An 11,906-nucleotide genomic window follows, 5' to 3' on the forward strand; every position below is an offset into this window, starting at 1 on the left:
CTGCCCAGAAAGGATACAGTCACTTTCTCCACCAGCTCATAACACTGTGTGTAGTTAGAAACAGATATTTACTTTACCTCTTAACCATAGGACGTATTTTCGATTCTGTCAAGCCTTCTTCTTTTTTCTCTTAAAAACTTGCGGTATAATAACCAAGAAAGAAAGGGATCTTATGCGTTTAGACAAGTTAATTGAAGAAAAATTAAACACTTCAAAAAAAGAAATGAAACGCCTTTTTTTACGGGGACTCGTCAAAATTGATGGCCAAGTTACCTACTCTGAAAGTCAAAATGTCGATAGTCAGCTCCATCAAATTGAAGTAGCTGGACAAAACCTAGAGACAAACGAAAAGTATTATTTATTAGCGAAACCATCAGGTGTCGTTACGGCAAATAAAGATGCGCAACATCAAACGGTCTTTGATCTCCTAGCTCCAGAAGATTTTTCGCCAGCGTTAGTTGCTGCTGGTCGCTTAGATCGAGACACGCAAGGGCTACTTCTTTTAACAAGTAACGGCCAACTGGTTTATGATTTGCTTCATCCAGTAAAAAAAGTCAGCAAAACTTATTTAGCCAAAGTCAATGAAGTGGTCACGCCAGCGGATATTACGGCTTTTGCTGACGGGATTGAATTTTTAGATGGCACTCGGTGTCAAAGTGCCCAACTTAAAATTAGAACAGTCGACTTCAGCCGCAAAGAAAGTGACGTCGAGTTAGTAATCTTTGAAGGGAAATTTCATCAAGTGAAAAAGATGTTTTTAGCTCGGGGCAAAAAAGTCATTGCTTTAAAGCGTGTGACAATGGGCCCACTTGAATTAGGCGACTTACCAATTGGCTCATACCGCGCCCTTACGTTGGCAGAACTGCAACAACTAAAACCGTATTTTCGCTAAAATAGAAAAAAGCTAGGAGGAAAACAATGCGCTATAAAACATTATTATTTGATGTCGATGATACCTTGCTTGATTTTCAAGCCGCTGAAAAACAAGCCTTGCATGCATTATTTCAAACAGAAGGGCTAACCTTAACTTCAGAATTGGAGCAAACGTATAAAAAAATCAATCAAGAACGTTGGCAAGCTTTTGAGCAAGGTCAAATGTCACGCGAAGAAGTCGTGAACGGCCGTTTTGGTGCGTTTTTTGCGCGTTATGGTCGCCAAGTGGATAGCCTTTCGTTCGAACGAAAATACCGCGAATTTTTAAATGAAGGGCACCAACTACTTGGCAACAGTCGGCAAGTCATCGCCGAACTAGCCAAGCAAGCCGATTTGTATGTCGTCACGAATGGGGTTTCAAAAACACAAATGAAGCGGCTAAACGATGCGAAACTATTGCCGTATTTTAAAGAAGTGATTGTATCTGAAGCGACCGGTTATCAAAAGCCGATGCGTGAATTTTTTGATTATACTTTTAAAAAAATCCCTAATTTAAAAAAGAGCCAAACCGTAATTATTGGTGATTCACTGACTTCTGATATTCAAGGTGGGGTGAATGCGGGGATTGATACGATTTGGTTTAACCCAAAGGCGCTACCAACACCCGTGACGATTCAACCGACCTATCGCATTCAACAACTAGAGGAGTTATACGAGATTCTTTCTTAGAATCTTGTGAAAAAGCTAGAAATTCGAGTGATTTTCGCTATAATTAAAAGGATGAAGAAATGAAAGAAGAAAAGGAATTTTAACATGCACAATAAAAAACCGATTATTATTGGCGTAACCGGTGGCTCTGGCAGTGGGAAAACAAGTGTCAGTCGTGCCATCTTAAGCCATTTTCCCAGTCACTCGATTATGATGTTAGAACACGACTCGTATTATAAAAACCAAGACCATCTTCCTTTTGAAGAACGTCTAAAAACCAACTATGATCATCCACTTGCTTTTGATACCGAGCTACTCATTCAACATTTAGAACAATTGTGTCAATTTCAAACGATTGAGATTCCGGTATATGATTATGTGAATCATACTAGAAGCCAAGAAGTTCGCCTGCAAGAACCAAAAGAAGTAATTATTTTAGAAGGTATCTTAATTTTAGAAGACGAGCGTTTGCGTGATTTAATGGACATTAAAATTTATGTGGATACGGACGACGATATTCGGATTATTCGTCGAATTAAACGCGACATCGAAGAACGTGGTCGGACGCTTGACTCAGTGATTAAGCAATACTTAGATGTGGTCAAGCCAATGTATCATCAATTTATTGAACCAACGAAACGATATGCCGATGTGATTGTGCCAGAAGGTGGAGAAAATCATGTCGCTGTGGATTTAATTAACACAAAAATAAAAAGTATTTTTGCTGCAAATAGCTAGCCTTTCTTTTTCATTTGTGCTAGAATACGTTTCATGCGATGAGCCGAGGAAACTAGTTTAACTAGTCACTCAAACAGAGGCACACGAAGAAATTCACCTACCGGATTGTAGGGTGTCGGAAGTTTTGCCTGTGGAAAGCAAGCTTCTACTAGCAATAGTACTGTCTCAGACCAGCAAGTTTTAGGGCTTGCTGGTTTTTTTGTGCTTTTTTTCAAAAAATAAAAATCAGTGATACGAATTCGAAAGAAAATTCGGTATAATAAGAACAAATGATCAAGGAGGAAAAAGATGCCTATTCGTTATGGAATTGTTAGTACCGCATCGATTGTGCCGCGTTTTGTCGCTGGCGTACAAGCGAGTCAAACAGGTGAAGTCGTTGCGATTGCGTCCAGAGCATTAAGCAAAGCCCAGGAAGTAGCGACAACTTTAGGGATACCAAAAGCTTATGGGAGTTATGAAGAGTTGTATGCGGATCCAACGGTCGATGTAATTTATGTCGCAACGTATAATAAAGGACATTATCCTGTGGCAAAAGCGGCCTTATTCGCTGGCAAGCACGTTTTAGTTGAAAAACCATTTGCGTTGACCTTGGATGAAGCCGAAGAACTGTTTGCTATCGCCAAAGAAAAGAAGCGTTTTTTAATGGAAGCTCAAAAGGCTGTCTTCTTACCAATTACCCAAAAAATAAAGGCGCTATTAGAAGAAGGCGTTATCGGTCCCGTTCGTTACGTCCGGGCATTTATGACGTATTCGAACGTAGAAAAAATCACGTGGTTTGCCTCGTTAGAAAGTGGTGGTGGCGCACTTTATGGTTCCGGTAGTTACCCACTTGAATATTTGCAATATTTATTCAACAGTCCGATTGCCGAAGTTGCGGGTACGGCTATCATGTCAAAAGGACAGTCCGATCGGCAGTGCGATTTAAGTCTTTTATTTGAGAATAACTTGCAAAGCCATGTCCTAATTTCGACCGAATTTTCCGCCCCGAGTGGGCTTGTCATTTATGGCGAAAACGGTCGAATTGAAATACCGAATTTTTGGAAAGCTCAAACGGCTAAAATATTTCAAGCAGAACAAATCGAAGAAATCGAAATCACACATGAAAATGAGTTTGTTTTTGAAATTGAGCACGTGAATGACTGTCTAGCGAAAGGGTTCGTCGAAAGTCCAGTTGTGCGTGCTGAAATGACGTTGCAAACGGTCGAATTAGTTGAAAAAATGTATCAACAATGGACGCAAAGTTAAAAATTTGTGCACATTGCCCGATTTTCACCTCAATAAATACAATAGGTTTTCTTTGCCAAGAATGTTTTTCTGTGGTTAAGTAGAAGGGGAAAAACAAAAAGAGAAAGTGAGTTTGTATAGTGAAAAGTCGAAAATTAGTTGCTTTTGATATTGATGGGACCATATTAGATTCAAATAAGCGTCCTTTGGAGAGTACACTCGAGGCGTTGCGACAATTACGTCAAGCTGGTCATTTTGTCACACTGGCTACCGGTCGAAGCCGTTATTTGGCAAGAGAAGTGATTCGCGAATTAGCTTTTGAAAATTATATTTTATGTAATGGGGCAGCCGCGTTTGTAAGTCACCAACAAGTTTTTAAACAAACACTGCCAATCGAAGCGTTAGAGACATTAATTGCTGATTGCACAGCGAAAAATATAGACACAGCTTTAATTCAATTGGATCAAGCGAAACGTTTAACGTCTTTTAATTTAGCACAAGTGGAAGAAGCCATGCATTCTTTTGGCTCAACCGCGCCTCTTTTGGGGGCACTCGAAGCACAAGATGATGTTTATCAAGCGTTGGCTTATTTTGAAGCGCACCAAGACGAACAATTTATCGGAAAATACCCTGAATTTCAATTTGTCCGCTGGCATGAAAAGTGCGTTGACGTGATTCCAGCAGCGGGCTCAAAAGCAGCAACCATTTTGAATGTCGCGAATTATTTAGGCATTAACCAATCAGATATTATTTCATTTGGCGATGGTTTAAACGACAAAGAGATGATTCGAGAAGCTGGAATTGGTGTCGCGATGGGCAATGCGCAAGAAGTAATCAAAAGCCAAGCGGATCTCATCACCAAAGACAATGACCATGATGGCATCTGGGAAGCTTTAAAAACATTAAAACTCGTTGACTAATAGAAGAAAGAATAGAGGGAGAAAACATGAAAATTGCTTTAATTGCACATGATCGCAAAAAAGATTTAATGGTTAAGTTAGTGACTGCGTATCAACCGATTTTAGAAAAACATGAACTATTCGCTACAGGCACAACTGGAGGAAGAATTAGCGAGGCAACTGGCTTACCCGTGCATCGCTTTAAATCAGGTCCTCTAGGTGGAGATCAACAAATTGGAGCGATGATTTCAGAAGATGCCCTCGATATGGTGATTTTCTTACGCGATCCTTTAGCCGCTCAACCACATGAACCAGATGTGACGGCTTTAATTCGCTTATCCGACGTTTATGAAATTCCTTTAGCAACAAACATTGGTACCGCTGAAATTTTATTACGTGGCTTAGCGGCAGGCTTTGCTGATTTTCGTGAAATTATCCATGAAGGCGACCGCCAAGTCATTGCTTTTTAAATAACTAATAATAAAAACGAAAAAGATAGGCTGTGGCAAATGTCACAGCCTATTTCTTATAAAAATAAGTGGTGATCAAAAAAACTTCAAGAATTTCCAAGGTTTATGGTAGAAGCTTTTTTTTCCACCGCAAAACCGATATAATAATACAAGAGTTTAAAAGAGATGAGGAAAAAGTGTGCGAATTTTATTTATAGGGGATGTCGTTGGCTCTTTAGGGCGCGAGACCATTTCAGAATATGTACCAAAGTTAAAAAAGAAGTATCGACCACAAGTGACGATTGTGAATGGTGAAAATGCAGCGTCCGGACGGGGAATTACCGAAAAAATTTATAAAGGTTTTTTACAAGATGGGGTTGATGTTGTAACGCTAGGCAACCACGCTTGGGATAATCGTGATATCTTTGAGTTTATTGCGGAGGCTAAAAAACTCGTCCGACCAGCGAATTTTCCAAAAGGGACACCTGGCGTGGGGATTGTCTATGTAAAAGTCAATCAAATTGAGTTAGCGGTGATTAACTTACAAGCGCGTTCCTTTATGACAGCGCTAGATGACCCGTTTACTAAAATGGACGAAATTTTAAAAGAAGCGAAAAAAAGAACTGCCCATATTTTTGTTGATTTTCACGGTGAAACAACCAGTGAGAAACAAGCGATGGGTTGGTATCTAGACGGTCGCGTATCGGCTGTTGTCGGGACACACACACACGTCCAAACAAACGACGCCCGTATCTTGCCGCAAGGAACGGCTTATTTAACCGATGTTGGAATGACGGGGCCGTATGATGGTATTTTAGGAATGAAAAAAGAAGCGGTGATTGAAAAGTTTATGACGGCTTTACCAAGAAGATTTGAAGTCGTTGAACAAGGACGACACTTACTGTCTGCTTGTATCATTGAGTTAGATGATGCAACAGGGAAAGCCAAAAGTATTCAACCCATTCAAATTAGTGAAGATCGACCTTTAATGGAATAGGAGAAAAAAAGTGGGATTTTTAGAAGAAGAACAACAAGTTGCCCGTGAAGTTGATAAACTCGTGGCCCTTTTACAAGAATCAGAGTTAGTTCAAAATTTTAAAACGGTTGAAAAACAAGCGCGTAACCATGCAGGGTTAAAAGAACTAGAAGAGCAAATTAAAGCTGCGCAAAAAGATGCCGTAAATTTCGCTCATTATGACAAACCAGAGGCCGAAAAAATGGCGATTCAAGAAATTGATCGACTAAATCAAGCATTCAAAAACCACCCTTTAGTGCAAGATTACCGGAACCAATTAATTGAAGCAGATGAGTTATTACAACATATTTCAACTACGATACAAAAAGAAGTGAATGAAGCCATTGAAAAGGAGGAAGAAAATGCCACAAAAAACGAAACACACCCCGATGATGGAACAATACTTTGGCATTAAAGCTTCTTATCCCGATGCCTTTTTATTTTATCGTCTAGGTGATTTTTATGAATTGTTTTATGAAGATGCCTTGGAAGTGGCACAGTTATTAGAATTGACTTTAACAAGTCGGAACAAAAATGCCGAAGACCCAATCCCGATGTGTGGTGTGCCTTATCATGCGGCGGCGGGTTACATTGATACATTAGTCGAACAAGGGTATAAAGTTGCGATTTGTGAACAAGTTGAAGACCCAAAAACAGCAAAAGGGATGGTTAAAAGAGAAGTCGTCCAGTTAATTACACCAGGTACGGTGATGGAGGGGAAAAGTCTTAGTGCCAAAGAAAATAATTACTTAGCCGCCTTAGCTTACACCGATACTAGTTATCAATTTGCTTATGTTGATTTATCAACGGGCGAATTAAAAGCAACGGAATTAACAGAAGAAGCAAGCATCTTAAATGAACTCGCAGCTCTTCAGTCAAAAGAACTCGTTTTGACTAGTGAAATCCCTGCCAGTGTCATTGAACAATTGGAAAAACGCTTAGGCTTGCTTTTCTCTGAAGAAAAAGAACAACTTGAGACAACAGAATTTCTCTTTTTAACGAAAGAATTACCCGAAAATCTAAAAAACGTAACACTAAAATTACTAACTTACTTAAATAAAACCCAAAAACGTAGCCTCGATCATTTACAGCCAGCGCTTTCTTATCAAGTCGATCATTTTTTATCGATTGATTACTACTCTAAATTTAACTTAGAGCTGATTCAATCGATTCGTACAGGGAAAAAGCAAGGGACGTTACTTTGGTTATTAGATGAGACGAAGACCGCGATGGGTGGGCGTTTGTTAAAGCAATGGATTGATCGCCCTTTGATTCAACAAAAACAAATCGAAGCACGTCAAAATCAAGTCGAATCGTTGTTAAAAGCCTTTTTTGAACGAGCAGACTTACAAGAAGTGCTGAAAAAAGTTTATGATTTAGAACGTTTAGCAGGGCGGGTAGCTTTTGGCAGTGTCAACGGCCGTGATTTGCTGCAATTAAAAACGTCCTTGCAACAAGTGCCATTCATTCAAACGATTTTGACAGGAATTAATGAAGGACAATGGACGGCTTTACTTAAACAAATTACGCCATTGGAAGATTTAGTTGCTTTAATTGAACGAGGAATCCATGAAGAGGCACCATTACAAATTACAGAAGGCAATGTCATTAAGACGGGTTACAATGCGCAACTCGACCAATACCGTGAAGCGATGCATTCAGGTAAAAAATGGTTAGCGGAACTAGAAGCAAAAGAACGCGCAGCAACGGGGATTAAAAATCTTAAAATTGGTTTTAACCGCGTGTTTGGTTATTACATTGAAATTACGAAAGCCAACTTAGTCAATTTGCCAGAAGGTCGTTATGAGCGCAAGCAAACACTGGCTAATGCCGAGCGGTTTATTAATCCGGAGCTAAAAGAAATTGAAACATTAATTTTAGAAGCAGAAGAAAAATCGGTGGATTTAGAATACCAACTGTTTCTAGAAATTCGAGAAGAAGTCAAAAAAAGCATCACGCGCTTGCAAAAGCTAGCCCACGGGATTAGCACGTTAGATGTTTTGCAAAGTTTTGCGACGATTAGTGAAAAGTACCAATACGTACGGCCAACGTTTAATCAAAGTCATACGTTAAAGATTATCGATGGGCGACACCCAGTTGTAGAAAAAGTGCTCGGTCATCAAGAGTACATTCCGAATTCGATTGAAATGGATGCCAAAACTTTCATTTTACTCATTACTGGACCGAATATGTCTGGAAAAAGCACCTATATGCGTCAATTAGCGTTAACTGTGATTATGGCGCAAATGGGTTGTTTTATCCCTGCGAAAAGTGCCGAACTACCCGTGTTTGATCGGATTTTTACTAGAATAGGGGCAAGTGATGATTTAATTGCGGGTCAAAGTACCTTCATGGTTGAAATGATGGAAGCCAACCAAGCCTTACAACAAGCAACGCCTGATAGTTTGATTTTATTTGATGAATTAGGCCGAGGCACTGCGACTTACGATGGAATGGCCTTAGCGCAAGCCATCATTGAGTATATCCACCAAAACGTGCAAGCGAAAACCTTATTTTCAACGCATTACCATGAATTAACGCCATTAGAAAAGGAGTTAACCCATTTACGCAATATTCACGTAGGTGCGGTGGAACAAGAAGGTGAAGTGGTCTTTTTACATAAAATGATGGCCGGTCCAGCCGATAAAAGTTATGGCATTCATGTAGCTAAAATTGCTGGTTTACCGAAAAAGTTATTAGAACGTGCCGATTATTTACTCGTTGCCTTAGAAAATGGTGAACAAGCACCAAAAGTTGCACCAGAAGTCGAGCAATTGTCTTTATTTAGTGAAAGTAATGAAGTTGAACGAGAAGTGCTGGGTGAATTAAAAGCCTTAAACGTCCTTGAAATGACACCAATGGATGCTTTAAATGCCTTACATCAATTGCAAAAAAAAGTAAAATAAAGAAAGAAGGTTAGACGATGGGGAAAATTCAAGAACTTTCAGAGAGTCTGGCCAATCAGATTGCTGCCGGGGAAGTCGTCGAACGTCCGGCCTCGGTTGTAAAAGAATTAATCGAAAATGCCCTTGACGCAGGTAGTAGTCAAATTGACATCTTTTTAGAAGAAGCCGGTTTGAAGAAAATTCAAATTATTGATAACGGCGAAGGAATGGTACTAGAAGATGCGCGCAATGCTTTTAAACGTCATGCAACGAGTAAAATTCATAACCGTCATGATTTATTCCGGATTCGAACACTGGGGTTTCGTGGAGAAGCCTTGCCAAGTATCGCTTCGGTTTCACAAGTAACCCTTGAAACGGCTCACCAAACACAAGCACAAGGTACGTATTTAATGTTAAAAGGTGGCAAAGTGATTGAAGAAAAGCCGAGCGCCTTACGTCAAGGCACCAAAATCACAGTTGAGAATTTATTTTATAACACACCAGCCCGTTTGAAATATGTCAAAACCTTACAAACCGAGTTAGCTAATATTGGTGATATCGTTAACCGTTTAGCACTTAGCCACCCAGAAGTTGCTTTTCGTGTAGTCCATGATGGCAATAAAATGTTAACAACGACTGGAAATGGTGATTTAAAACAAAGCATTATGGGAATCTATGGGTTAAACACAGCTAAAAAAATGCGTGAAATAAAAGCAGAAGATCTAGATTTTAAAATTTATGGCTATATTTCTTTACCAGAAGTAACACGAGCCAATCGTAACTATTTATCTATTATTATTAATGGTCGCTACATTAAAAATTTTATTTTAAATAAAGCGATTGTAAATGGCTATGGTTCGAAGTTGATGGTCGGTCGATTCCCGATTGGTGTCGTTAAAATTGAAATGGATCCACTTTTAGTCGATGTGAACGTTCATCCAACTAAGCAAGAAGTTCGTTTATCCAAAGAAGCGGAACTGTCGCATTTAATTACACAAGCCATTCAAACACGTTTAAAAGAAGAGAATTTAATTCCACACGTTGTACCGGATGACGTATTTAAAAAGAAAAAAAATGAAACGAAGCACGTTGAACAAACCGCACTTGATTTCACTAAGCCAAATACAGCGAATGGCACGCTCAACTTTAATCCAAGCACGGGTCAATTTTTTGTCGAAGAAGTGATTCAACCAGTTGTGGATAAAGATGTGGAAAATGCTGTGGAAAAAGTAGTTGTTGAAGAAGAAATCCTAAAAGAAAAAGAAGAAGCGCTTGAATTTCCAACGTTTAACGAAGAGGAAAGTTTGTGTGGGCCGAATGAACTGCCAAAAAAACTTGTGGATAAACCGCTACAATCTTCTGAAAACCAAGAAACTTCCCTTGATGCGGATGTGGGTATTTTTCCACATTTAGAGTATTTTGGACAGATGCATGGTACCTATTTATTTGCTCAAAGCCAAGAAGGGTTATACATCGTCGATCAACATGCCGCCCAAGAGCGAATTAAATATGAGTATTATCGCCAAAAAATTGCTGAAGTAGGCAAAGATTTACAAAGTCTTTTAGTTCCTATTGTATTAGAATATTCACAAGTGGAACGATTAAAAATTCAAGAACATTTAAATATTTTACAAGACGTAAATTTATTTTTAGAAGACTTTGGAAATAATAGCTTCATTATAAGGGAACATCCAAGTTGGTTTCCACCAGGTGAAGAAGAGATGATTATTCGAGAGATTATTGAGATTGTATTAGAGACCGGCACGTTTGATTTGGCGAAGTTTCGAGAAGCGACAGCGATTATGATGAGTTGTAAACGTTCGATTAAAGCCAATCACTATCTAAATGAAAGCCAAGCTCGTCTTTTATTAGCAGATTTAGCGAAATGTGAAAATCCGTTTAATTGCCCGCATGGACGCCCAGTCCTTATTCATTTTTCAAATAGAGAAATGGAACGCATGTTTAAACGAATTCAAGATCACCATCAAACGAAAGGAGCAATCGAATGAAGATTATTTTAGCTTCACAGTCGCCACGACGTAAAGAACTTTTGCAAATGGTTGTTCCTGAATTTCTTATTTACCCAGCAGATGTTGATGAAAGTCAGTACCCGGATGAAAGCCCAGAAGCCTATGTTTTGCGAATTGCTCGTTTGAAGGCGGATAAGATTAGTCTACAGAACCCTGAAGATTTGGTAATCGCCAGTGATACGATTGTGACACTTGATCAAGTAATCTATGGTAAGCCAGCTACAGAAAATGAAGCGCGTCAAACGTTGCAAGCTTTAAGTGGTCAAACGCATATTGTCTATACGTCAGTCGTTTTACAACAAGGAAATAAAAGAAAAGAGACCACGATTCCGACGAAGGTTACTTTTTATCCATTGACTGAAGAGGAGCTTTCAAACTATTTAATGACAAAAGATTATCAAGATAAAGCTGGTTCTTATGGTATTCAAGGTCCGGCCGCGACTTTCATTCAATCGATTGAAGGGGATTACTACAGTGTGATGGGTCTTCCAATCGCATCAGTCTATCGGTTATTACAAGATTTTAGAAAACAACACGATTAGAAGGAGAAGGCTAGCATTTCATTTAAAGAAGAGATTCTTTACGATGCTAGCTGTCTTTTTTTAGTTAGAGGAAAAAGAATTTGAAAAAAATGAAAAAGTAGTTGACTCGGAAATCTTGAAGTGGTAAGGTAAATAACGTTGGTTTTGACGATTAGTTAAAATAAACGATAAGTAAAATAACATTCTGTTGTTTTTTCAACATCATTGTTTATTTAGATAAAACAATGAAAATAAGAAAAAATAACAGTTGACAAATAACGTTGTTGTTTGTTAAGATGATTGAGTTGCTGTTGACGAGAAGAAAAACGAAGTAAAAAACTTTAAAAATTCTTTAAAAAAGAAGTTGACATTTAATTATCAAACTGATATGATATAAAAGTTGCTAACGCGACAAGTTAAAATTTAAGTAGACCTTTGAAAACTGAACAAAGCAAGCAAACGAACCAAATGTGTAGGACTTCTATTTTAATATAGAAGCAAACATACAAAGCAAGCAAAAATGCTAGCAACGTTAATTTATGAGCTTAACAACTGCAAAGTTGT

11 protein-coding genes are annotated in these 11,906 nt (G+C 38.7%); all 11 read left to right on the plus strand.

What is annotated here, in order from left to right:
- Window positions 1-172 precede the first annotated feature (172 nt).
- Window positions 173-892, plus strand: coding sequence for a pseudouridine synthase (locus tag JOD14_RS08045; RefSeq protein WP_204654317.1), 720 nt, complete (start codon window positions 173-175; stop codon window positions 890-892).
- 26 nt (window positions 893-918) lie between these two features.
- Window positions 919-1,602 (plus strand): YjjG family noncanonical pyrimidine nucleotidase, encoded by a 684-nt coding sequence (locus tag JOD14_RS08050; protein ID WP_204654318.1) that lies wholly within the window; start codon window positions 919-921, stop codon window positions 1,600-1,602.
- Window positions 1,603-1,686: 84 nt separating this feature from the next.
- Entirely contained in the window at window positions 1,687-2,319 is a 633-nt protein-coding gene (gene udk / locus JOD14_RS08055; protein ID WP_204654319.1) for a uridine kinase, read from the plus strand.
- A gap of 288 nt (window positions 2,320-2,607) precedes the next feature.
- A complete protein-coding gene (locus tag JOD14_RS08060; protein WP_204654320.1) occupies window positions 2,608-3,564 on the plus strand; it encodes a Gfo/Idh/MocA family protein in 957 nt (318 codons plus the stop codon).
- A gap of 116 nt (window positions 3,565-3,680) precedes the next feature.
- Complete coding sequence (locus JOD14_RS08065) at window positions 3,681-4,463, plus strand: Cof-type HAD-IIB family hydrolase (protein ID WP_204654327.1); 783 nt, start codon at window positions 3,681-3,683, stop codon at window positions 4,461-4,463.
- Window positions 4,464-4,489: 26 nt separating this feature from the next.
- A complete protein-coding gene (mgsA, locus tag JOD14_RS08070) occupies window positions 4,490-4,912 on the plus strand; it encodes a methylglyoxal synthase (protein WP_204654321.1) in 423 nt (140 codons plus the stop codon).
- A 178-nt stretch (window positions 4,913-5,090) separates the two neighbouring features.
- A complete protein-coding gene (locus JOD14_RS08075; protein ID WP_204654322.1) occupies window positions 5,091-5,888 on the plus strand; it encodes a TIGR00282 family metallophosphoesterase in 798 nt (265 codons plus the stop codon).
- A gap of 10 nt (window positions 5,889-5,898) precedes the next feature.
- Complete coding sequence (locus JOD14_RS08080) at window positions 5,899-6,321, plus strand: YlbF family regulator (protein ID WP_204654323.1); 423 nt, start codon at window positions 5,899-5,901, stop codon at window positions 6,319-6,321.
- Window positions 6,269-8,812 carry a DNA mismatch repair protein MutS gene (mutS, locus tag JOD14_RS08085; protein ID WP_204654324.1) on the plus strand — a complete coding sequence of 848 codons (2,544 nt, stop codon included), beginning with the start codon at window positions 6,269-6,271 and terminating at the stop codon, window positions 8,810-8,812. The genes JOD14_RS08080 and mutS overlap by 53 nt, the downstream gene beginning before the upstream one ends.
- Before the next feature lie 17 nt (window positions 8,813-8,829).
- Window positions 8,830-10,800: a DNA mismatch repair endonuclease MutL gene (gene mutL / locus JOD14_RS08090; protein WP_204654325.1), complete on the plus strand. Its 1,971-nt coding sequence runs from the start codon at window positions 8,830-8,832 to the stop codon at window positions 10,798-10,800.
- Window positions 10,797-11,363, plus strand: a complete 567-nt coding sequence (locus tag JOD14_RS08095) for a Maf family protein (RefSeq protein WP_204654326.1) — start codon at window positions 10,797-10,799, stop codon at window positions 11,361-11,363. Before mutL ends, JOD14_RS08095 begins: the two co-directional genes overlap by 4 nt.
- The last annotated feature ends 543 nt before the right edge of the window (window positions 11,364-11,906 follow it).

Source organism: Enterococcus lemanii (assembly GCF_016909125.1).
GTDB lineage: Bacteria > Bacillota > Bacilli > Lactobacillales > Enterococcaceae > Enterococcus_I > Enterococcus_I lemanii.